Origin of the sequence: Thauera chlorobenzoica, assembly GCF_001922305.1 — a bacterium.
GTDB lineage: Bacteria > Pseudomonadota > Gammaproteobacteria > Burkholderiales > Rhodocyclaceae > Thauera > Thauera chlorobenzoica.
In genome coordinates this window covers 1,078,096-1,099,634 of sequence record NZ_CP018839.1, presented here as the reverse complement: position 1 = coordinate 1,099,634, position 21,539 = coordinate 1,078,096, and the positions used below count along the sequence as shown (strand labels likewise).

The 21,539-nt window shown below is 68.3% G+C and carries 18 protein-coding genes and 1 other RNA gene; 8 read left to right on the top strand and 11 right to left on the bottom strand.

Annotated features, from left to right (window positions below):
• Nucleotides 1-4: 4 nt before the first annotated feature.
• Complete coding sequence (locus Tchl_RS05225) at nt 5-766, bottom strand: DUF3108 domain-containing protein (RefSeq protein WP_075147469.1); 762 nt, start codon at nt 764-766, stop codon at nt 5-7.
• Complete coding sequence (gene purN / locus Tchl_RS05220) at nt 766-1,422, bottom strand: phosphoribosylglycinamide formyltransferase (RefSeq protein WP_075147468.1); 657 nt, start codon at nt 1,420-1,422, stop codon at nt 766-768. Before purN ends, Tchl_RS05225 begins: the two co-directional genes overlap by 1 nt.
• 152 nt (nt 1,423-1,574) lie before the next feature.
• On the opposite strand from purN, the gene mutL reads away from it, so the two are divergent.
• Complete coding sequence (gene mutL, locus Tchl_RS05215) at nt 1,575-3,464, top strand: DNA mismatch repair endonuclease MutL (protein WP_075147467.1); 1,890 nt, start codon at nt 1,575-1,577, stop codon at nt 3,462-3,464.
• A 38-nt stretch (nt 3,465-3,502) separates the two neighbouring features.
• Here mutL and Tchl_RS05210 read toward each other — a convergent pair whose 3' ends face one another.
• Nucleotides 3,503-4,087: a YqaA family protein gene (locus Tchl_RS05210; RefSeq protein WP_232311660.1), complete on the bottom strand. Its 585-nt coding sequence runs from the start codon at nt 4,085-4,087 to the stop codon at nt 3,503-3,505.
• 290 nt (nt 4,088-4,377) lie between these two features.
• Here Tchl_RS05210 and miaA point away from each other — a divergent pair, with 290 nt between their 5' ends.
• Together miaA and Tchl_RS05200 are read left to right on the top strand one after the other, a co-directional pair.
• Nucleotides 4,378-5,343, top strand: coding sequence for a tRNA (adenosine(37)-N6)-dimethylallyltransferase MiaA (miaA, locus tag Tchl_RS05205; protein WP_232311659.1), 966 nt, complete (start codon nt 4,378-4,380; stop codon nt 5,341-5,343).
• A gap of 44 nt (nt 5,344-5,387) precedes the next feature.
• Complete coding sequence (locus tag Tchl_RS05200; protein WP_075147465.1) at nt 5,388-5,933, top strand: DUF1415 domain-containing protein; 546 nt, start codon at nt 5,388-5,390, stop codon at nt 5,931-5,933.
• Between the two features lie 45 nt (nt 5,934-5,978).
• Here the strand turns inward: Tchl_RS05200 and Tchl_RS05195 are convergent, their stop codons facing one another.
• From Tchl_RS05195 to ssrA, 3 genes are all read right to left on the bottom strand, one after another.
• On the bottom strand, nt 5,979-9,059 hold the full coding sequence (locus Tchl_RS05195) for an efflux RND transporter permease subunit (protein ID WP_075147464.1): 3,081 nt from the start codon (nt 9,057-9,059) through the stop codon (nt 5,979-5,981).
• Nucleotides 9,060-9,069: 10 nt separating this feature from the next.
• The gene (locus tag Tchl_RS05190; RefSeq protein ID WP_075147463.1) at nt 9,070-10,158 is read right to left on the bottom strand and encodes an efflux RND transporter periplasmic adaptor subunit; all 1,089 of its coding nucleotides are present in this window, start codon (nt 10,156-10,158) and stop codon (nt 9,070-9,072) included.
• A 97-nt stretch (nt 10,159-10,255) separates the two neighbouring features.
• Nucleotides 10,256-10,583: a transfer-messenger RNA gene (gene ssrA, locus Tchl_RS05185) on the bottom strand.
• A gap of 210 nt (nt 10,584-10,793) precedes the next feature.
• Between ssrA and Tchl_RS05180 the strand changes: the two genes are divergently transcribed.
• Both Tchl_RS05180 and Tchl_RS05175 read left to right on the top strand, forming a co-directional pair.
• Nucleotides 10,794-12,038: a nitronate monooxygenase gene (locus tag Tchl_RS05180; RefSeq protein ID WP_075147462.1), complete on the top strand. Its 1,245-nt coding sequence runs from the start codon at nt 10,794-10,796 to the stop codon at nt 12,036-12,038.
• Between the two features lie 118 nt (nt 12,039-12,156).
• Nucleotides 12,157-13,233 carry an HD domain-containing phosphohydrolase gene (locus Tchl_RS05175; protein WP_075147461.1) on the top strand — a complete coding sequence of 359 codons (1,077 nt, stop codon included), beginning with the start codon at nt 12,157-12,159 and terminating at the stop codon, nt 13,231-13,233.
• A 24-nt stretch (nt 13,234-13,257) separates the two neighbouring features.
• Here the strand turns inward: Tchl_RS05175 and gloA are convergent, their stop codons facing one another.
• The 5 genes from gloA to ffh are packed head-to-tail and all read right to left on the bottom strand — an operon-like array spanning nt 13,258 to nt 17,370.
• Entirely contained in the window at nt 13,258-13,644 is a 387-nt protein-coding gene (gene gloA / locus Tchl_RS05170) for a lactoylglutathione lyase (RefSeq protein ID WP_075147460.1), read from the bottom strand.
• Between the two features lie 52 nt (nt 13,645-13,696).
• Nucleotides 13,697-14,413, bottom strand: coding sequence for a M48 family metallopeptidase (locus tag Tchl_RS05165; RefSeq protein ID WP_075149579.1), 717 nt, complete (start codon nt 14,411-14,413; stop codon nt 13,697-13,699).
• 47 nt (nt 14,414-14,460) lie between these two features.
• On the bottom strand, nt 14,461-15,210 hold the full coding sequence (locus Tchl_RS05160; protein WP_075147459.1) for a competence/damage-inducible protein A: 750 nt from the start codon (nt 15,208-15,210) through the stop codon (nt 14,461-14,463).
• Complete coding sequence (locus tag Tchl_RS05155) at nt 15,207-15,983, bottom strand: EI24 domain-containing protein (RefSeq protein WP_075147458.1); 777 nt, start codon at nt 15,981-15,983, stop codon at nt 15,207-15,209. Before Tchl_RS05155 ends, Tchl_RS05160 begins: the two co-directional genes overlap by 4 nt.
• Before the next feature lie 16 nt (nt 15,984-15,999).
• Complete coding sequence (gene ffh, locus Tchl_RS05150) at nt 16,000-17,370, bottom strand: signal recognition particle protein (RefSeq protein WP_075147457.1); 1,371 nt, start codon at nt 17,368-17,370, stop codon at nt 16,000-16,002.
• Between the two features lie 49 nt (nt 17,371-17,419).
• On the opposite strand from ffh, the gene Tchl_RS05145 reads away from it, so the two are divergent.
• The 3 genes from Tchl_RS05145 to pilB all read left to right on the top strand — a co-directional run bounded on the left by Tchl_RS05145 (nt 17,420) and on the right by pilB (nt 21,531).
• Complete coding sequence (locus Tchl_RS05145; protein ID WP_075147456.1) at nt 17,420-18,250, top strand: cytochrome C assembly family protein; 831 nt, start codon at nt 17,420-17,422, stop codon at nt 18,248-18,250.
• Nucleotides 18,251-18,446: 196 nt separating this feature from the next.
• Nucleotides 18,447-19,727: an HlyC/CorC family transporter gene (locus tag Tchl_RS05140; RefSeq protein ID WP_075147455.1), complete on the top strand. Its 1,281-nt coding sequence runs from the start codon at nt 18,447-18,449 to the stop codon at nt 19,725-19,727.
• Nucleotides 19,728-19,815: 88 nt separating this feature from the next.
• Nucleotides 19,816-21,531, top strand: coding sequence for a type IV-A pilus assembly ATPase PilB (gene pilB, locus Tchl_RS05135; protein WP_075147454.1), 1,716 nt, complete (start codon nt 19,816-19,818; stop codon nt 21,529-21,531).
• Nucleotides 21,532-21,539 lie beyond the last annotated feature (8 nt).

Sequence of the window (21,539 nt, the reverse complement as noted above, 5' to 3'; positions counted from 1 at the left end):
GTGCTCAGTTCTTGTTCGAATTCTTGCCTGCCCCGGCAGCCTCGCCAGCGGGACCGAGCTCGATCCGTGCCGCGCGCTGGTCGAGCACCGCGCCCTTTTCATCCTCGATGCGGATGCGCACCGGCAGCAGCCCGTGCTCCAGCGACAACCAGATGCCGATGTCGAGCTCGCCATCCGCGGCGTAGGCTCTCATGCGCACGGTCTCGAGGCGACCGATCGGCAGTTCCAGCACTTCCTCGCCGAGCACTTCCAGCGTCGCCTGCTTGAGGCTCTTGCTCGTCGCCACCGCCACAGTGGCGGTCTTGCCGGAGCGCGCGACGCGCCGCGCCTGGTGCCACAGGCTGAGCACATCCTGGTCGCCGGGGCGGATCTCGCCCGAGCGCCGCTCGGTGTCGCCACGGCGGATGCTGACCCGCCCCCCGGCCCAGTCGAAATGGGCGCTTTCAGGTTTGCGCCCGCGCTGCTCGACGCTGAAGCGCTCGGGGCGCAGGCCGTGGCGGTCGATGGCGCCGATGCTGCGCTGCTCGTACTGGATCCCGAACAAGCCCGCCAGCCCGCTCGCCTCCAGGTTCAGCCGCAGTTCGTAGCCGGTCTCGCCGATGTGCCACTGATGCAGCGCCTCGCCCACCTTGAAGCCGCGTTCACCGTAATGCACATCGAAACCGATGCTGCCTGCCGCGGGCGGTTCGGCAGCTGCGGCCCGCACCGGCATCGCCAGCACCGCCGCGCCGATCAGCAGCAGGCCCGCCAGCGCACGCCACCGCATCAGTCTGCCTCCCCGGTCTCGAGCGGCGGCACCGTGCACCCGGCCTCATCGAGGCGCACACCGCGCACCCGGACCCGGCCCCGGTCGTCGATCACCAGCCGGCCGTCGATGAACCAGCGCACCGCCTGCGGGTAGATCCGGTGCTCCTGTGCCAGCACGCGCGCCGCCAGCGTCGCCTCGTCGTCGGCCGGCAGCACCGGCACCGCCGCCTGGATGACGATCGGGCCGCTGTCGAGCGCGGCGGTGACGAAATGCACGGTGGCGCCATGCACGCGCACGCCGGTTTCGATCGCCTGGCGGTGGGTATGCAGGCCCGGGAAGGCGGGCAGCAGCGAAGGGTGAATGTTGAGCAGGCGCCCCTCGTAGCGCTGCACGAAAGCCGGGCTCAGCAGGCGCATGAAGCCGGCGAGCACCACCAGGTCGGGCGCATGGCTGTCGATGCAGGCCGCCAGCGCGGCATCGAAGTCCGTGCGCTCGGCATGGGCGGTGTGATCGACCACCGCGGTGGCGATGCCATGCGCATGGGCGAAGGCCAGCCCGCCGGCCGCGGGCCGGTTGCTGATCACCGCGGCGATGCGGGCGCCGGGGATCCTGGCGCGCACGATCGCTTCCATGTTGCTGCCGCGGCCGGAGATGAGGATGACGATGGATTTCATGGGAAGGCGAGGAGGGAAAAGGGCGGAACAGGCCCGGGGCGCATTGTAGACGGCGGACCGGCGCGCATCGGAAAAAGTTCACCGCAGGCGCGGAACGCGGGCCGGTTTCCGGCCCCTTGTATAATGCACCGTTCCGCCTCCGGCCCCGCTCCATGTCCCGCATCCACCCCCTGCCCGACCAGCTGATCAACCAGATCGCCGCCGGCGAGGTCGTCGACCGCCCGGCATCGGTGCTCAAGGAGGTGCTGGAGAACGCCGTCGATGCCGGCGCGCGCGCGATCGAGGTCCAGCTCGAGCAGGGCGGCGTGCGCCGCATCCGCGTCACCGACGACGGCTGCGGCATCGAGCGCGACGACCTCGCCCTCGCCCTCGAACGCCACGCCACCAGCAAGATCGCCAGCCTCGACGACCTCGAACACGTCGCCACCATGGGGTTTCGCGGCGAGGCGCTGGCCGCGATCGCCGCAGTGGCGCGCACCACCCTCAGCAGCCGCGCCGATGGCGCCGCCCACGCCTGGCGCATCGATGGCGACGAGCGCAGCCTGGCACCGGCGGCGCTCAACCAGGGCACCGTGGTGGACGTCGCCGACCTGTATTACAACACCCCGGCACGGCGCAAGTTCCTCAAGCGCGAAGCCACCGAATACGCCCATTGCGACGACATGTTCCGCCGCGTCGCCCTGGCGCGGCCCGACATCGGCCTGCAGCTGTCGCACAACGGCCGCGTCATCCACCGCCTGCCGCCCGGCCCGGTCGCGGCGCGGGTGGCGGCACTGATGGGCGACGACTTCCTTCAGCATGCGCGCGAAGTGGCGGCCGACGCCGGCCCCCTGCGCCTGACCGGCTTCGTCTCGTTGCCGGCGTACTCGCGTGCCAGCCGCGACGCCCAGTACTTCTTCGTCAATGGCCGCTACGTGCGCGACAAGCTGCTGACCCACGCCGTGCGCGAAGCCTACGCCGACATCGTGCACGGCAGCCGCCACCCGGCCTACGTGCTGTTCCTCGCCATCGACCCGGCCGGGGTCGATGTGAACGTGCACCCGGCGAAGATCGAGGTGCGCTTTCGCGAAGCACGCGCGGTGCACCAGTTCATCTACCACGCACTCAAGCGCACCCTGGCCGAGTCCGGTGCCGCGCGCGCCACTCCCGCGCAAGACCGCGCCGCGGCCGATGCCCTGCCGGCAGACCACCGCCCGGCGCTGCGCGGCTGGCCGACGGCCGCGGTGCAGCAGGGCCGGCTGGCGATGGAACCAGCCAGCCGCGCATACTTCGACTTTGCCGCCAGCGCCCGCCCCGCGCCGCTGGCCGGCCCCGACCACAGCGCCACGGCAGCAGCCGGCATGCCGGCCGCCGCCGATGGAAGCGGCGAAGGGGGCCGCACATCGGAAAACCAGCGGGCTGGCGAACGACACGCCGCCGGCACCGCACTGTCGGCCGCCCCGTTGCCTGCGGCCGACGGTCCGCCTCCGCTCGGCTTCGCCCTCGCCCAGCTGCACGGCATCTACATCCTCGCCCAGAATGCCGCCGGCCTGGTCCTGGTGGACATGCACGCCGCCCACGAACGCATCCTCTACGAAAAGCTCAAGACCGTGCTCGACGGCCGCCCGGCGGTGCAGCGCCTGCTGATCCCGGCGGTGTTCTCGGTGAGCGCGAAGGACATCGCTGCCGCCGAGGAGTGCAGCGAAGTGCTCACCGCAATGGGCTTCGATGTCGCCGCCGCCGGCCCGCAGGAACTGGCGGTACGCAGCGTCCCGGCCTTGCTCGCCTCGGCCCCGGTGGCCGAACTGATGCGCCAGCTGCTGCAGGAATTGCGCGAATACCCCAGCACCGAAGTGGTCACCGCGCGCCGCAACGAGCTCCTCGCGACGATGGCCTGCCACGGCGCGGTGCGCGCCAACCGCCAGCTCACGCTCCCCGAGATGAACGCCCTGCTGCGCGACATGGAAGCGACCGAGCGCGCCGACCAGTGCAACCACGGCCGCCCGACCTGGACCCAGCTGAGCATGGCCGAGCTCGACCGCTTCTTCATGCGCGGCCAGTAAGCAAAAACCGCCGCTGCCCCGCCAGCCCCCGGGCCGGCTCAGGCCCGGTAGATCAGCACCCCGATCAGCACCGCCCCGACCGCCGCCCAGCCCAGGCGATCGACGTACCTGTGCAGCACCGCCTCCATCCGCGCCCCGCCCCAGGCCATCAGCCCCGCGACCAGAAAGAACCGCGCCCCGCGCCCGATCAGCGACGCCAGCGCGAACGGCGCCAGTGCCATCGAGGCCACCCCGGCGGCGATCGTGAACACCTTGTACGGAATCGGCGAGAACCCGGCGACGAAGATCGCCCAGAATCCCCAGGCCTCGAACCACGCCACCGCCTGCTCGTAGGCGCCCCAGTAACGGCTCGCGCGCAGCCAGGGCTCGATCGCATCGAAGGCGTAGTAGCCGATCAGGTAGCCGAACAGCCCGCCGGCGACCGAGGCCAGCGTTGTCAGCAGCGCAAACCACCATGCCCGGCGCGGGTTCGCCAGGCTCATCGGCGCCAGCATCACGTCCGGTGGAATCGGGAAGAAGGACGACTCGGCAAAGCTCAACCCGCCCAGCAACCATGGCGCGCGCCGGTGCCGCGACCAGCTCATCGCGCGCGCATACAGCGGTGAAAAAATCTTCAAGGACATGCTCCCGGACACGCCAGGCAAGAGCAGTCCGCTCGCCGGCAACCCATAATGATAACCGCTGCCCGGCGCCGCGGCGTTTTCCCCACAAGCGCCGTGGGCAGGGTGCGGGATAAGCTGTGGATAAACCGCACAAGCCTTTGCCCCGCCAGGGGATTCCGCCATTGCCGCATTTTTGTGCAATCGCGCCGGACGGCGCTTTCGCTCGCGCTTGCCGCGACCCGAATTGAGCCGCTCCAGATTTTCTGCTAGTTTCCGCCACCGTCCCTTGCGCCCCGATGCGCCCTGCCCGCGTGCCCCCCGACACTCGTTCCGACCTTCCCCCCGCGCTGCTGCTGCTCGGCCCCACCGCCAGTGGCAAGACCGCGAGCGCGCTCGCCCTCGCCCGGCATCTGCCGGTGGAAATCGTCAGCGTCGATTCGGCGCTGGTGTATCGCGACATGGACATCGGCACCGCCAAGCCGAGCGCGGAAGAGCGCGCGGCGTGCCCGCACCACCTGATCGACCTCATCTCGCCGGAAGAAAGCTACGGCGCCGCGCGCTTTCGTGACGATGCCATCGCGCTGATGCGGGCGATCGGCGCACGCGGGCGGATTCCGCTCCTCGCCGGCGGCACGATGCTGTACTTCAAGGCGCTGCGCGACGGGCTCTCCGACCTGCCGCCGGCCGACCCCAGCCTGCGCCGGGCGATCGACGAAGCGGCGGCCGCGCATGGCTGGCCGGCACTGCACGCCGAGCTCGCCGCCCTCGACCCCGCGGCCGCCGCCCGCCTCGCGCCCACCGACGCCCAGCGCATCCAGCGCGCCCTGGAGATCGTGCGCCTCACCGGCCGCCCGCTCGCCGCCAGCTACGCCCAGGCCGAAGACGCCCCCCTGCCCTGCCGGCTGCTGCCGATCGCACTCGCGCCTTCGAACCGCGCCGTGCTCCACGCCCGCATCGCCACGCGCTTCGACGCCATGCTCGCCGCCGGCTTCGTCGACGAAGTGCGCCGGCTGCGGACGAAATATCGCCTCGAGCCGACGCTACCGTCGATGCGCTGCGTCGGCTACCGCCAGGCCTGGGAATGCCTCGACGGCGCAATCGATGCCGAGACGCTGCGCTTCAAGGGCATCGCCGCTACCCGCCAGCTCGCCAAGCGCCAGCTCACCTGGCAGCGCCAGTTCCGCGAGCGCTGGCCGGGTCTGATCGAACTCGACTGCCTGCGCCCCGACCTGCCCGCCGCGGTGCTCGACGCCGCACGCCGCCTGCTCGACGCCTGACCCTTCTCCCGCCCGCTTCCGCCCACTCACCTTCCGAGACTCCCATGGACGAACAGATCATCGCCGACATCGAACACTGGCTGGACGAAGTCGTCATCGGCCTCGACCTCTGCCCCTTCGCCGCCAAGCCGCGCCGGGAAAAGCGCGTGCGCATCGCGGTCAGCCACGCCACCGACGAGGAAACCCTGCTCAACGACCTGCAGGCCGAGCTCGAGCGCCTGTCCGACACCCCGGCGGCCGAGCTCGAGACCACCCTGCTGGCGATCCCCGCCATGCTCGAGGACTTCGCCGACTACAACGACTTCCTCGACGCGGTCGACCTCTGGGTCGAGCAGTTCGGCTGGGAGGGCGAGCTGCAGGTGGCGAGCTTCCACCCCCGCTACCAGTTCGCCGACACCGCACCCGACGATCCGGGCAACCTCACCAACCGTTCGCCGTGGCCGCTGCTGCATCTGCTGCGCGAGGACAGCCTGGAGCACGTCCTCGCCCATTACCCCGACATCGACACCATCCCCGAACGCAACATCCGGCGCATGGAAGGACTCAGCACGGAAGACAAGCGCAGGCTCTTCCCCCACCTCTTCGGATGACATTCGGCGGGCACGGCGGGCACAGCCGTCCCCGCGCTCCGCGTTTCAGCCCGCAGCGCCCCCCGGCGCCGCCACCGCCTCGCGCACGCGCGGCGCCAGCAGCGTGTACACCGTCGGCACCACGAACAGGGTGAACACGGTGCCGATCAGCAGCCCGCCGACGATCACCCAGCCGATCTGCTGGCGGCTCTCGGCCCCGGCTCCGGTGGCGAGCGCAAGCGGAATCGCCCCCAGCACCATCGCTCCGGTGGTCATCAGGATCGGCCGCAGGCGCAGCACCGCCGCCTCCAGCACCGCCTCGTCGACCGTCCGCTCCCGTTCCAGCCCCGGCCCGCGCAGCTGGTTGGCGAACTCGACGATCAGGATGCCGTGCTTGGTGATCAGGCCGACCAGGGTCACCAGCCCGATCTGGCTGTAGACGTTGAGCGTGCCGCCGGCAAGCCACAGCGCGCCGAGCGCACCGGCCATCGACAGCGGCACCGTCAGCATGATGATGAAGGGATCGCGGAAGCTCTCGAACTGCGCCGCCAGCACCAGGTAGATGAAGGCGAGCGCGAGCACGAACACCAGTGCCAGGCTCGCCGAGCTGGTCTTGAACTCGCGCGACTGGCCGTCATAGTCGGTGCCGTAGCCCGGCGGCAGGGTGCGCGCGGCGGTGTCCTCCAGCCACTGCAGCGCCTCGCCGAGGGCGTAGTCCGGCGCCAGGTTGGCGGAGATCGTCACCGAGCGGCGCTGGCCGAAGTGGTTGAGCTCGCGCGGCGCCACCCGCTCGCTCACCGCCACCACGCTCGACAGCGGCACCATCCCGCCGTCGCGGGCGCGCACGAAGAGGTCGCGGATATCGCGCGGGTCGGCGCGGCTGCCGGCCTCGACCTGCACGATCACGTCGTACTGCTCGGCATCGCGCTTGAAGCGGGTGACCGGGCGGCCGCCGAGCATGGTCTCCAGGGTGCGCCCGATCACATCGACCGCGACCCCGAGGTCGGCGGCGCGGTCGCGGTCGACGTCCACCGCGAGCTCGGGGAGGGTCAGCTTGAGGTCGGTGTCGGGCGACACGAAGCCGGGGTTGGCGCGCATCGCCTCGAGCAGGGCGTCGGCGACGCGGGCGAGTTCGTCGTAACTCTCCGAAGTCGAAACCACGAAGCCGACCGGGCGCGAGCGCGGACTCTGGCCGAACGAGGCGGGCTGCACCGGGAACGCATTGACGCCGGGGATGGCGCGCAGTTTCGGCTGCAGCTCGGCGCCGATCTGCGCCGCCGAGCGTGTGCGCTCGGCCCAGTCGGTGAAGCCGACGAAGGAGATGCCCTGGGACACGGTCGGGTTGCCGGCGATCACCAGGTAGCGGTCGACTTCGGGCAACCCGGCATAGACGTCCTCGATCTCGCGCGCGTAACGCGCCATGTACTCAAGGGAAGCGCCTTCCGGGCCGGAGAAGATCCCGATCACGCGGCCGCGGTCCTCCTGCGGTGCGAGCTCGGTCTTCAGCTGCCCGAGCAGCACCACCGCGCTGCCGGCCACCACCGCGAACACCAGCATCACCACTCCGCGCCGCGCCAGCGCCGCCGCCAGCGTCCGGCGGTAGCCCGCGGTCAGCGCCCCGAGAAAGCCTTCGATGGCGTTATACACCGCACCATGGCGCCGCTCATGGCGCAGCAGCCGGGCGCACATCATCGGCGACAGGGTGAGCGCGACGAAGCCCGACACCAGCACCGCACCGGCCAGGGTGAGCGCGAACTCGGTAAACAGCTTGCCGGTGCGCCCGCTCATGAACGCCACCGGGGCATACACCGCGGCGAGCGTGATCGTCATCGCCACGATCGCGAAGCCGATCTCCTTCGCCCCGCGGAAGGCTGCGGCGAGCGGGGCCATGCCGTCCTCGATGTGGCGGTAGATGTTCTCCAGGACCACGATCGCGTCGTCGACGACGAGGCCGATCGCCAGCACCAGGGCGAGCAGGGTCAGGGTGTTGATCGAGAAGCCGAAGGCGAGCATCAGCGTGAACGCCCCCACCAGCGACACCGGGATCGTCACCAGCGGCACCAGCATCGCCCGCCAGTTGCGCAGGAAGAAGAAGCACACCGCGGCGACCAGCAGCACCGCCTCCCAGATCGTGGTGAACACCGCCTCGATCGAGCGCTCGATGAACACCGTGGTGTCGTTGGCGATCGTCATCGACATTCCGGCCGGCAGTTCGGCCTCGAGCCGCGGCAGCATCTCGACCAGGCCGCGCTTGAGATCGAGCGGGTTGGCGATGGCCTGCTTGATCAGGCCGATCGAGATCGACGGCCGCCCCAGGAAGCGCACCGAAGTGCGCTCGCTCTCGGGCGCCAGCTCCACCCGGCCGACATCGCCGATGCGCACCGTATAGGCGTCGGGCGTGGCCGGCGGGCGCACGACGACGGCGGCGAACTGGGCCGGCTCGGCCAGATCGGTCTGCGCGACGACGGCGAACTCGCGTTCACGGCTCTCGATGCGCCCAGCCGGGAGTTCCACGTTCTGGCGCCGGATGGCGTCCTCGACGTCCTGCACGGTGAGGCCGAACGCGGCCAGGCGCTCGCGGTCGAGCCAGATCCGCATCGCGTAGCGGCGTTCGCCGTACACGCGGGCGTCGGCCGCACCGGGCAGGGTCTGCAGGCGCGGCTTGATGATGCGGCTGGCGAAGTCGCTCATCTCCAGCGCCGAGTGGCGGTCGGACGAGAACGCCACCCAGATGATCGGATTGGCGTCGGCCTCGACCTTGGCGATCACCGGCTCGTCGATGTCGTCGGGCAGGCGTCGGCGCACCCGCGAGACGCGGTCGCGCACGTCGGCGGCGGCACTGTCGGCGGCGCGCTCGACGCGGAAGCGCACGGTGATCTGGCTCCGCTCCTGGCGGCTGATCGAGGACAGCACGTCCACCCCCTCGATCCCGGCAAGCGAGTCCTCCAGCGGCTTCGTCACCTGGGACTCGACGATCTCGGCGCTGGCGCCGCGGTAGGTGGTGTCGACGGTAACCACCGGCTCGTCGATGTTGGGGTACTCGCGCACGGCAAGGCGCGAATACGACATCAGCCCGACCAGCAGCACCAGCAGGGAGAGCACGGTGGCGAACACCGGGCGGCGGATGCAGATCTCGGAGACAACCATCGCCCGCCTCTCAGTCCGCCGGCGCCGCGCTGCCGCCGGCGATCACCTGCACCGGGGCGCCGTCGCGCAGTTTCAGCTGTCCCGCGGTCACCACCTGGTCGCCCGCCTGCAGGCCGTCGACGATTTCGACCATCGCCTCGCGGCGCACGCCGGTGCCGACCACCACCCGCTGCGCCTTGCCCTCCTCGACCCGGTAGACGAACTGCACGTTGCCGGGCGCCGGCACCAGGGCCGCCTCGGGCACCATCACCACGTCGCCGCGCTCGGCCAGGATCAAGCGCACGCGCACGAAGCCCCCCGGACGCAGCCGCATCCCCGGATTTTCCAGCCGGGCGCGCAGGCGCAGCGCCCGTCCCTGGGCATCGACCAGCGGATCGACCGCATCGACAGTGGCGGCGAAGCGCTCCCCCGGCAGCGCGTCGCTGACGAGCGACAGCGTCTGCCCCGCCCGCACCCGGTCCAGATACTGCTCGGGCAGGCGGAAATCGACTTTCAGGGTGGCGATGTCCTCGACGTTGACCAGCGCATCGCCATCCTTGACGAAGTCGCCCGGACTCACGCTGCGGATACCGACCACACCGTCGAAGGGCGCACGGATCTGCATGCGCGCCAGCCGCGCCTGCGCCAGCGCGACGCCGGCACGCGCCACCTCGAGCTGGGCACGGGCGCTGTCGAGGCTGCTCTGGCTGACGAACTTGCGTGCGAACAGATCCCGGGTACGGTCGAAGTTGGATCCGGCCAGGGTCAGGTCGGCGCGCGCCTGCTGCAGCTCGGCACGCTGCACCGCCGCATCCAGCTCGACCAGCACCTCCCCGCGGCGCACCGCGCGGCCATCGCGAAAGCCGATCGCGGCGATCCGCCCGGCCACCTCGGGACGCAGCACCACCGATTCGTTGGACACCAGCGAGCCGACCGCGCTGACGTCGTCGGCCAGCGCCAGCGCCCGCACCGCGTGCGTCTCGACGGCGACCGGCGCCACTACATCCGAATCGGGCTGCGGCACGCCCCCGGCGTCGCGGCTCGCATGCCAGGCATAGCCCGCCAGCAGTGCGAGGCCGATCAGGCTGACGACGATGACGAAGGGGCGGCGTATGGGCATGGGGCGGGCGGCGCGGGCCGGTGACGGGCGACTGCCCGATTGTCACACAACACCGCCCCCCGCCGCGCCGCCAGGGCGCGGAAACGTGACGTAGACGTGACGATGGGGACCGAAGTCCCCACCGGCTTTTCTTTGGTAACAAGGCTCAAGCAGCCTCGGCATAGGCCTTAAGCGGCCAGTGCGAAACGCTCATCGTTGGCGTTTATGGTTTTGCGCGGATTACGTCCGTCGCCTCTCGGGTTGCCTGCTCACTTTTGCCCGCCCTGTCGAAACCGGTACACCCCCACCCAAACACACTCCCGAATGCGCTTGGGTGGAGGTGAGGGGAATCGAACCCCTGTCCAGAACGCCTCCAGATTGCCGGGATTACAACCATGGGGGCTATGGTACGCAGGCATGCGCTGGCATTCAACACTTATGCGGCGCGCAGTACCGGCCCAGTTGTAAGCAATGTTCTCGCCGACGGGGTTGAAAGCACTCGCGCCAGCGTCCCGACAGCCCCGCCAGGGGCGCCCGCAAGCGGGGCCAATGCCACGCTGAACGTGCCCGATGTGCTGCGGGGCTGCTGCGGGGCTGGGCCGCAGCCCTTACTCGGGTGATAATGTCGGACTGCCGATACAACGGACACTGAATCGATGAAGCGCGTGGATGATTTTCGCCTGCGACTGGGCTCGCAGGAACTGGTACCGATCATGGTAGGGGGGATGGGAGTCGACATCTCGACCGCCGATCTTGCCCTGGCAACCGCCCGCCTGGGCGGGGTCGGCCACATCTCCGACGCGATGCTGCCCACGGTTTCGGACCGCCGCTACAACACCAAGTACGTCAAGAACAAGCTCCAGCAGTACAAGTTCAACGTTGCCAACACCGACAAATCGGTGGTGCAGTTCGACCTCGGCCTGATCGCCGAGGCCACCGCGACCCATGTCGGGCGCACGATGGAAGCCAAGCGTGGATCGGGCCTGGTGTTCATCAACTGCATGGAAAAGCTGACGATGAACAGTCCGCGGGACACCCTCCGGGTACGCCTGCGGACCGCGATGGACCACGGTATCGACGGCATCACCCTGGCGGCCGGCCTGCACCTCGGCTCGTTCGCGCTGATCGAGGACCATCCCCGCTTCCATGACGTCAAGCTCGGCATCATCGTCTCCTCGCTGCGCGCGTTGCAGCTGTTCCTGAAGAAAAGCGCGCGCACCGGCCGCCTGCCCGACTACGTGGTGATCGAAGGTCCGCTTGCCGGCGGCCATCTCGGTTTCGGCATGGACTGGGCGCAGTACGACCTGGCCACCATCGTCGCCGAGATCCGCGACTGGATGCGCGAACAGCAGCTCGACATCCCGCTGATTCCGGCCGGCGGCATCTTCACCGGGACCGATGCGGTCGCTTTCCTCGAGGCCGGCGCCGCTGCGGTGCAGGTGGCGACGCGTTTCACCGTCACCCGGGAATGCGGCCTGCCCGACGACGTCAAGCAGCACTATTTCAAGGCCAGCGAAAGCGAGATCGAGGTCAACCAGATCTCCCCCACCGGCTATCCGATGCGGATGCTCAAGAGCAGCCCGGCGATCGGCAGCGGAATCCGCCCCAACTGCGAGGCCTACGGCTACCTGCTCGACTCACACGGCAACTGCCAGTACATCGACGCCTACAACCGCGAAGTGGCGGCGCACCCGGATGCAAAGAAAATCAAGGTGCGGGACAAAACCTGCCTGTGCACCCACATGCGCAACTTCGACTGCTGGACCTGCGGCCATTACACCTACCGCCTGAAGGACACTTCACGTCGCGACGACAACGGCGACTACCGCATCCTGAGCGCCGAGCACGTCTTCCGCGATTACCAGTTCAGCACCGACAACAAGGTCGCACTGCCCGACTGAGCACCCCGCGGCGGCGCAAGACGGCGCCGTTTTTCTTTTCCGGCCTGCGACTTATTTCCTCGCCCCGGGCATCCGCCGTGGCGACCATGGCAACGTTCCGATCCCGCCCGGCCAGCAGATGAACGTCGTCATTGTCGATGACACGCCGCTCAACCTCACGCTGATGACCAAGCTCATCGGCCGGCTGCCGGGTGCCATTCCGGTGCCGTTCGACAGCGCTCTCGAGGGGCTGGCCTGGTGCGACACCAGCGATCCCGACCTGGTCATCGTGGATTACAGGATGCCCGGCATGGATGGCCTGGAATTCATCCGCCAGCTCCGTGCCCGCCGCGACCGCGACGACCTGCCGATCCTGATGGTGACCGCCAGCGACGACCGCCGGGTGCGCTACGAGGCGCTCGAGTACGGCGCCAACGATTTCCTGACCAAACCCTTCGACACCCACGAATTCGAGCCGCGGGTGCGCAACATGCTGAAGCTGCGCGACGCCCACCTCGCAACCCGCCAGCGTGCAGCCAGCCTGGCGGCCGAAGTCCGCCGCGCCACCGCCGCAATCCTCGAGCGCGAGCGTGAAACGATCACCCGGCTGGCGCGTGCAGCCGAATTCCGCGACCCCGAAACCGGCGCCCACATCCAGCGCATGTCGCACTACTCGGCACTGATCGCGCGCGCACTGGGCTACCCCGAAGAGTTCGCCGAAGCCATCCTGATGGCCGCGCCGATGCACGACGTCGGCAAGCTCGGCATCCCGGATGACATCCTGCTCAAGGCCGGCAAGCTCAGCGCGGATGAATTCGCCGTCATGCAGCGTCATCCGCGCATCGGCTACGACATCCTGAAGGACTCCTCCTCCAGCATTCTGCGCCTGGGGGCCACCATTGCCTTGTCGCACCACGAAAAGCTCGACGGCAGCGGCTACCCGCAAGGGCTCGCCGGCGAGGCGATTCCGCTCGCCGGGCGGATCGTCGCAGTGGCCGACGTCTTCGATGCGCTCACCTCGGTACGCCCGTACAAACCGGCATGGCGGTTTTCCCGCGCCGTCGCGCTCCTGCGCACCGGCCGCGGCAGCCACTTCGACCCCCGCTGCGTGGACGCCTTCCTGCACCGCTGGAGCGACGTACTCGCGATCCACGCGCGCTTTCGCGACCCCCCGGCACGGAGCGGGGCCGTGCCGGAGACCGCCACGCCGATGTGACAGCAGGGCAGCGGGGACCGGGCCTCAGAGGCGGCGCTCGATCAGCTCCACCTTGTAGCCATCGGGGTCTTCGACGAAAGCGATCACGGTCGAACCATGCTTCATCGGCCCGGCCTCGCGCACCACCTTGCCGCCACGGGCACGGATCTCGTCGCAGGCCTTCTTCGCGTCGGGCACTTCGAGCGCGATATGGCCATAGGCGTTGCCCGGCTCATAAGCATCCACCCCCCAGTTGTACGTCAGCTCGAGCACCGCGCCTTCCTCCTCGTCCTGGTAGCCGACGAAAGCCAGCGTGAACTTGCCGTCTGGATAGTCCTGGCGACGCAGCAGGCGCATGCCCAACACTTCGGTATAGAAGGCGAGGGAACGCTCCAGCTCGCCGACGCGCAGCATCGTATGAAGAATCCGCATCGAATTTTCCTTCGTCAGTGAATTGGAAGAGGGAGGAAGGGCGATCAGCTGTTCAGCGTGCCGCGGCGCCATGGCCCGACGCCCCGATCACCGGCAGGGTCGGCGCAGCCGCACGCAACGCGGAGCGCGCCGCACGCCAGTCGGGATAAATGTGCTCCACCACGGCCCAGAAGCGCGGGGAATGGTTCATCTCGATCAGATGCGCCACTTCGTGCGCCACCACGTAATCGATCAGGCCCGGCTGCAGGTGGATCAACCGCCAGTGCAGCCGTATCCCGGAGCGGCTGCTGCAGCTGCCCCAGCGCGTCACCGCATTCGACAGCCGCACCGACGGCTGCTTCAGGCCAAGGCGATGGCAGTACTCCTCCACCCGCCCGCGATACCAGGGCAGCGCCCGAGCCTGGAGCGCCCGCAGCAGCGCGCGCGAGGGGTCCCCGTCGAGAGGGAGCACGAGCTCCTCTCCGCCGTCGACTGCCGCCCGCCACTGCGTTCTCCCGCCTTCGTGCAGGCGCAGGCTGAGCGGCCGCCCGAACAGCGGCAACTGTACCCCGTCCGCGACCTCGAGCACCGGCACTCGTGCCGCTTCCGCGCTCGCCTTCAGCCGATCGAGCAGCCAGCGCCCGTGACTATGGACGAAGCGCTCGATCTCGCCCAACGACGTCCGTAGCGGTACCGCCACACGCGCGCCACGGTGGTCGATCTGCAGGGCGAAGGAGCGGCGCGCCGAACGACGCAGAACCAGGTCGACCGGCGTGCCGTCGATCACCATCGCATGCGCCTGCTCCACCACCTTGCCGCTCCCATGCCGACGCACGTTCAAGCCTTGTCCTGCCACTCCAGCCCGCGCGCCGAAAGCGTCGCCCGGATCCGCGCCATCGCCGCGGCGACGCGCTCCGCCGGCCCTTTCATGCCCAGCTCCAGCGAACGCCGCCGCCCTTCTTCGGCGAGCGTCGGCAGGCTGAACAGGGTCGCCTCGGGAAAGTCGTCGCTGACCTCGCGCATCAGGTCGATGAGCTGGCCCTCGTAGGTGTCCCACACCGTCAGCGCCCGCTCGACATAGTCTTCCGCGTGATGCAGATGGGCATACTTCGAGTCCAGCACCCATTCCACCATCGGCCAGGCCATGACGGGAAAGCCGGGCACGAAATAGTGCTGCCGGATGGAAAAGCCGGGGATGCGGTTGTAGCCGTTGGGAATGATGTCGCTGCCCACCGGATACACCCCCATTTGCAGGCGCTCGGGAGTGGTCTCGTCGCCGAAACGGGCACGAATCTCGGCCTCGGCCTCGGGATGGAGGGCCAGCTCCAGGCCGAGCGCAGCCGCCGCCGCCGCGCGTGTACGATCGTCCGGGGTCGCGCCAATGCCGCCGAAGCTGAACACCGCGTCGCCGCTGGCGAAAGTCTGGCGCAAGGTCTCGCACAGGCGGACGGGGTCGTCGCCGACATAGCGCGCCCACGCCAGCTTCAGCCCGCGCGCGGCGAGCAGTTCGATGAGGCGGGTCAGATGCTTGTCGCTGCGGCGGCCGGAGAGGATCTCGTCGCCGATGATCAGGGCACCGAAGTTCATGAAATTTTCCGCGGGAAGGAGTCGGGAGCGGCATCGAGCACGCTGACGCCGTGCTGCAGACGGTGGCGGCGCAGGGCTTCGAGCAGGTAATGCACGAAGGCGAGACCGGCGTAGGCCGGTGCCACCAGGTTGACGAAGGGAACGTAGGCCAGCAGCGCGGAGCCGCCGCCGAGCAGCAGCATCTGCGGCCTGCGGTCGCCGCGCAGGCGCTGGAGTTCAGCCTTGTCGGCGTGCAGCATCAGCGCGTCGTAGCCGAACGCACGCTGGTTGAGCCAGCCGGTGAGTACCACCGAGGCGAGCAGGCCGACGCCGGGAATCAGCCAGAACGGCAGCGACAGGAGCAGCGCGAGCAGGAACAGCAGGCCGGCAACGGCCGAATTCAACGCGCTGCCGAAGTTGGAGCCGCCACGGCGCTGCTCGAGCTCGGCGTAGTCGGTACGCCCGATCCGCTCCAGCATCAGCGGCAGGGCGATGGTCGCCACCAGCAGCGCCGCGGTCACATAGACCAAGGGCACCACCAGCAAGGCGACGGCGATCTTGATCAGCACCAGCATCACCACCGCCGCCGCATCCGAAGCCGACAGCCAGCTGCCGACGAAGGACCAGCCGGTGACCCAGGCGAACAGGCCCTCGGTGAGCGGCGTCCACACCAGCACTGCGACCACGGTCCATGCCAGCATCGCAACCACCCCCGGCCACAGCAGGTGCCAGAAGATGTCGCGGCGCAGCAGACTGCGGCTGGCGCGACCGAAGGCAACCAGGATGTCCTTCACCGCTCACCCCCTCCCATCAGCGGGGCATGCCCGGCAGACCGCCCGGAATCATGCCCTTCATCGCCCGCATCATCTTGTGCATGCCGCCCTTGGAGAATTGCTTCATCACCTTCTGCGTCTGCTCGAACTGGTTGAGCAGGCGATTGACTTCCTGCACCGTGACCCCGGCGCCGGCGGCGATGCGGCGCTTGCGGCTGGCCTTGAGCACTTCGGGCTTGGTGCGCTCGAGCGGCGTCATCGAGTTGATGATGCCTTCGATGCGGGAGACGGCCTTTTCCTCGGCGCCCCCCTGGAGCTTGCCGGCAGCCTGCGCGAACTGTGCCGGCAACTTGTCCATCATCGAGGCCAGCCCGCCCATCTTGCGCATCTGGGCGATCTGCTCCTTGAAATCGTTGAGATCGAAGCCCTTGCCGGTCTTCAGCTTCTGCGCGAAGGCCTTGGCCTTCTCCTCGTCCACGCCGCGGCGCGCCTCTTCGACCAGGCCGAGAATGTCGCCCATCCCGAGGATGCGGCTGGCCATGCGGTCGGGATGGAAAGGTTCGAGCCCGGAAAGCTTCTCGCCGACGCCGGCGAACTTCAACGGCTTGCCGGTAACGTGGCGCACCGACAGCGCCGCACCGCCGCGCGAGTCGCCGTCGAGCTTGGTCAGCACCACGCCGGTCAGCGGCAGCGCCTCGTTGAAGGCGCGCGCGGTATTGACCGCGTCCTGGCCGAGCATCGCATCGACCACGAACAGGGTTTCGATCGGCTTGAGCGCGGCGTGCAGATCCTTGATCTCGGCCATCATCGCCTCGTCCACCGCGAGACGGCCGGCGGTGTCGACGAGCAGCACGTCGACGTGGTGCTTGCGCGCGTAGTCGAGTGCGCCGAGGGCGATGGCCACCGGCTTCTGTTCGGCGCTCGACGGGAAGAAACCGACGCCCGCCTGCGCCGCCACCGTCTTCAGCTGTTCGATCGCCGCCGGGCGATAGACGTCGACCGACACCACCAGCACTTTTTTCTTCTGCTGCTCGTGCAACAGCTTGGCGAGCTTGCCGGTGGTGGTGGTCTTGCCCGCGCCCTGCAAACCCGCCATCAGCACCACCGCCGGAGGCTGGGTGGTCAGATCGAGGCCTTCGTGGGCGCCGCCCATCAGCGCCTTCAGTTCGTCGTGCACCACGCCGACCAGGGCCTGACCGGGCGTCAGCGAACCGGCGACTTCCTGGCCGACCGCCTTTTCCTTGACCCGGGCGACGAAGTCCTTGACCACCGGCAGCGCGACGTCGGCCTCGAGCAGCGCCATGCGCACCTCGCGCATCGCCTCCTGGATGTTTTCTTCCGTCAGGCGCGCCTGGCCGCGGAGGGTTTTGACGACTTTGGACAGGCGCTGGGTGAGATTGTCGAGCATGTTCGGAAGGGCCTTTGGCGCGATGACTTAGAGTAAACTGCGGCTACATATGCGGACAATTCTACTTCATCTGGTTCCCGCCTCGCTTTACGCCGGACTGGGAGTGCTGTTCTGGCGCAGATGCCTGCTCGGCGCCCCGCCGGCAGCGGCACAGGAGTGCATGTCGGGACGGGAGCGCCTGGTGTTGCTCGTCGCCCTCCTTGCCCATGGCTATGTCCTGCGTGAGGCGATCTTTCCCGGCAGCGAAATGCGCTTCGGCTTCGGCGTTGCGGTATCGCTGATGGTGTGGCTGGCGATCTGCTTCTACTGGGTGGAAACGCTCTATACCCGGCTCGACGGCCTCCACGCCGCAGCCATGCCCGCGGGCGCACTGGCCAGCCTGGTGCCCTTGATCTTTCCTGGCGAGCACGTCCTCATCAATGCGGCCTCGCCCGCCTTTCGCGCCCACTTCGTGGTGGCGATGCTGGCCTACAGCCTGTTCACGCTGGCGGCCCTGCATGCGATGCTGATGTCGATCGCCGGGCGCCAGCTCCACAACGCCCGCTTCAGCCGCCTGCTCGCCGGCCTTCCGCCCTTGCTGACAATGGAAGCGCTGCTGTTCCGCCTGATCGGAATCGCCTTCGTCCTGCTCACCCTCACCCTAGCCAGCGGCGTACTGTTCTCCGAAACGCTTTTCGGCCAGCCTTTCCGGGTCGACCACAAGACCGTCTTCGCTTTCGTCTCGTGGCTGCTCTTCGGCGTGCTGCTGCTCGGCCGCTGGCGCTGGGGGTGGCGCGGTCGGGTGGCGCTGCGGTGGACGCTGGCCGGCTTCATCGCCCTCGTGCTGGCCTATCTGGGCAGCCGTTTCGTCATCGAGGTCGTGCTCGAGCGCGCTTACTGAGTGCCCGCGGGAAACGGCTTTGCCGTTTCGCCCCCGAGGGAGACCAAAGAAGACATGGGGCGGCCCGGCCCCTTCCTGAGCGCGCGCCCCCTGCGACGAACGCTCCCGGAAGCCGCTGCAGCGTGCGGGCCCGGCTTTGTTGACAGCGCCCTGACGCGCCCCAATACTCGGAGCCCCTCGACTTTCCCCGCCTCTCGTGCCGGACATCAGCCTGACGGCCCAATTCATCACCCTCGCCATACTGCTCGTGCTCTCGGGCGGTTTTTCCATGTCCGAGACGGTGATGATGGCGGCGAACCGCTACCGCTTGCGTTCGCTCGCCGGCCAGGGCAACCGGGGCGCCCGCCTCGCGATCGAACTGCTGGGCAAGACCGACCGCCTGCTGGGCGTGGTCCTGCTGTTCAACAACCTGGTCAATACCGCCGCAGCAACCCTGGTCAGCGTCATCACACTGGAGATTTTCGGTGACGAGCGCTGGGTCCTGGGCATCGCCACCCTGCTCGTCACCTTCGCCATCCTGGTGTTCGCCGAGATCACCCCGAAAGTGATCGGCGCCACTCACGCCGACCGTCTCGCCCCGATCTTCGCCTTTCCGCTCACCGCCCTGCTGCGGGTGTTCTACTTCGCGGTCTGGTTCGTCAACCTGTTTTCGCGCAGCCTGTTGTGGCTGCTTCGGCTGCAGCCCCGGGAAGACAGCAGTACCGCGCTGTCGGTCGAAGAGCTGCGTGCGATGGTGCTCGAGTCGGGCCAGTTCATTCCGCACAAGCACCGCAGCATCCTGGTCAACCTTTTCGACCTGGAAAGCATAACGGTCGAGGACGTGATGACGCCGCGCGGCGCGATCGAGGCGATCGACCTCTCGGCCACCGAAACCGAACTGCGGCGCCAGATCGCCACCAGCTTCCACACCCGCCTCGCCGTGCACGACGGCGACAGCGAACAGCTGATCGGTGTGCTGCACCAGCGCCGCCTGCTCAACGATACGCTCGAGGAAGGGTTCTCGGTCGAACGCATCCGCGGCCTGCTGGCCAAGCCTTACTACGTGCCGGCAGACACTCCGCTGTATTCGCAGATCCAGTTCTTCCAGGAAAACCAGCAGCGCCTCGCCTTCGTCGTAGACGAATACGGCGAAATCCTCGGCCTGATCACCCTGGAAGACATCATCGAAGAGCTGATCGGAAAATTCACCACCAGCATGCCCGCCGCCGGCGGCCGCCTGGCCTGGAACGAGGAGGGCTGCGTGCTGGTCGACGGGGCCACCAACCTGCGCGAACTCAACCGCAGGCTCGGCCTCACCCTGCCGACCGACGGACCGAAGACGCTCAACGGCCTGATCCTCGAACATCTGCAGGACATCCCGGAGACCGGGGTATCGATGAAGATCGCCGAGACGCCGATCGAAGTCGTGCAGACCCAGGATCGCCGGGTGCGCACGGCACGCCTGTTCCGCCCGCTCGAAGGCGGCGCCGGACGATGAGGCCAGCCGTTCCCTTCGCGCCTGCAGAGGCCTTTACAAGCCCGGAGACGGCGTGCAACATCGCCCGCTATCAAGTCCAGAGCACGGCATGGCGGCAAGCTCCAAACCGTCCCTGAGCGGTTTCGCCAGGGCCCTCATCCAGCACGGGCATCTGCAGGAAGCCGATGCCCTCGCCTGCTCCGCACATGGCGGCGAAGGCAGCAATGCCTTCATCCACGAAGTCGCCCAGCGCGGGCTGATGAGCAGCGCGGCGATGGCCGCCTTCGCCGCCGAAACCTTCGGCTACCCCCTGCTCGACATCACGACCTTCGACGGCTCGGCCCTCGCCCGCGAAGCCGTCGACCGCAAGCTGATGCAGAAGCACCAAGTCGTGCCCCTGGCGCGGCGCCAGAACCGCATCACCCTGGCGATCGCCGATCCATCGAACATCCGTGCACTCGACGAGATCCGCTTCCAGACCGGTCTCCAGCTCGACCTCGTGATCGCCGAGGCCGACAAGCTCAGGCACACCGTCGACGCGCTGCTGGAGAGCGCCGCCGAAACGCTCAAGGAGCTCACCGGCGAAGCCTTCGACATGGATCTGCTGCACCAGGAAAGCGCCCAGCACCAGCGCGACGAGGATGAAGCGTCGGAAGTCGACGACGCGCCGGTGGTGCGCTTCATCCAGAAAGTGCTGATCGACGCGATCAACGAGGGCGCCTCCGACGTCCACTTCGAGCCCTACGAGAAGTACTACCGCATCCGCGTGCGCACCGATGGCATCCTGCGCGACATCGCCCAGCCTCCGCTGCTGCTCAAGGACAAGATCGCCGCCCGCATCAAGGTCATTTCGCGCCTCGACATCTCGGAAAAACGCGTCCCCCAGGACGGGCGGATGAAGCTGGCGCTGTCGAAGAACAAGGCGATCGACTTCCGCGTCTCCACCCTGCCGACCCTGTACGGGGAAAAGATCGTGATGCGGATCCTCGATCCCGGCTCGGCGATGCTCGGCATCGATGCCCTCGGCTACGATCCCGACCAGAAGGAGGCCCTGCTCGCAGCCATCGATCGCCCTTACGGCATGATCCTGGTCACCGGCCCCACCGGTTCGGGCAAGACGGTGTCGCTCTATACCTGCCTCAACCTGCTCAACAAGCCCGGAGTCAATATCTCGACCGCGGAAGATCCGGCCGAAATCAACCTCCCCGGCATCAACCAGGTCAACATCAACGAAAAGGCCGGCCTCGGCTTTTCCACAGCGCTGCGCGCCTTCCTCCGCCAGGATCCGGACATCATCATGGTGGGCGAGATCCGCGACCTCGAAACCGCCGAGATCTCGGTCAAGGCGGCACAGACCGGCCATCTCGTGATGTCCACGGTGCACACCAACGATGCCCCGACCACCCTCGAGCGCCTCAAGAACATGGGGGTCGCGCCGTTCAATATCGCCTCTTCGGTGATCCTGATCACCGCCCAGCGCCTTGCCCGCCGCCTGTGCGCCTGCAAGAAACCCGCCGACATCCCGGAGGAGGCACTGCGCGAGGCCGGATTCAGCGCCATGGAACTGGACGGCAGCTGGCAGCCCTATGGGCCGGTCGGCTGCGAACGCTGCAAGGGTAGCGGCTACAAGGGCCGGGTCGGGATCTACCAGGTGATGCCGGTCAGCGACGCAATCGCCCACATCATCATGACCGGCGGCAACTCGATCGACATCGCCGCACAGGCCGCGCGCGAGGGCGTTCGCGACCTGCGCCAGTCGGGACTGCTGAAGGTGAAGCAAGGCATCACTTCGCTCGCCGAAGTGCTGGCCTCGACCAACGAATAAAGGACGTT

What these genes read in the sequence shown, in the direction of transcription:
- Tchl_RS05195 (WP_075147464.1), bottom strand. Translation starts at nt 9,059, where the DNA reads ATGGTTGTCTCCGAGATCTGCATCCGCCGCCCGGTGTTCGCCACCGTG.
- Tchl_RS05180 (WP_075147462.1), top strand. Translation starts at nt 10,794, where the DNA reads ATGAAGCGCGTGGATGATTTTCGCCTGCGACTGGGCTCGCAGGAACTG.
- Tchl_RS05200 (WP_075147465.1), top strand. Translation starts at nt 5,388, where the DNA reads ATGGACGAACAGATCATCGCCGACATCGAACACTGGCTGGACGAAGTC.
- Tchl_RS05175 (WP_075147461.1), top strand. Translation starts at nt 12,157, where the DNA reads ATGAACGTCGTCATTGTCGATGACACGCCGCTCAACCTCACGCTGATG.
- purN (WP_075147468.1), bottom strand. Translation starts at nt 1,422, where the DNA reads ATGAAATCCATCGTCATCCTCATCTCCGGCCGCGGCAGCAACATGGAA.
- Tchl_RS05190 (WP_075147463.1), bottom strand. Translation starts at nt 10,158, where the DNA reads ATGCCCATACGCCGCCCCTTCGTCATCGTCGTCAGCCTGATCGGCCTC.
- Tchl_RS05160 (WP_075147459.1), bottom strand. Translation starts at nt 15,210, where the DNA reads ATGAACTTCGGTGCCCTGATCATCGGCGACGAGATCCTCTCCGGCCGC.
- Tchl_RS05210 (WP_232311660.1), bottom strand. Translation starts at nt 4,087, where the DNA reads ATGTCCTTGAAGATTTTTTCACCGCTGTATGCGCGCGCGATGAGCTGG.
- gloA (WP_075147460.1), bottom strand. Translation starts at nt 13,644, where the DNA reads ATGCGGATTCTTCATACGATGCTGCGCGTCGGCGAGCTGGAGCGTTCC.
- ffh (WP_075147457.1), bottom strand. Translation starts at nt 17,370, where the DNA reads ATGCTCGACAATCTCACCCAGCGCCTGTCCAAAGTCGTCAAAACCCTC.
- mutL (WP_075147467.1), top strand. Translation starts at nt 1,575, where the DNA reads ATGTCCCGCATCCACCCCCTGCCCGACCAGCTGATCAACCAGATCGCC.
- Tchl_RS05145 (WP_075147456.1), top strand. Translation starts at nt 17,420, where the DNA reads ATGCGGACAATTCTACTTCATCTGGTTCCCGCCTCGCTTTACGCCGGA.
- pilB (WP_075147454.1), top strand. Translation starts at nt 19,816, where the DNA reads ATGGCGGCAAGCTCCAAACCGTCCCTGAGCGGTTTCGCCAGGGCCCTC.
- Tchl_RS05165 (WP_075149579.1), bottom strand. Translation starts at nt 14,413, where the DNA reads ATGGTGATCGACGGCACGCCGGTCGACCTGGTTCTGCGTCGTTCGGCG.
- Tchl_RS05225 (WP_075147469.1), bottom strand. Translation starts at nt 766, where the DNA reads ATGCGGTGGCGTGCGCTGGCGGGCCTGCTGCTGATCGGCGCGGCGGTG.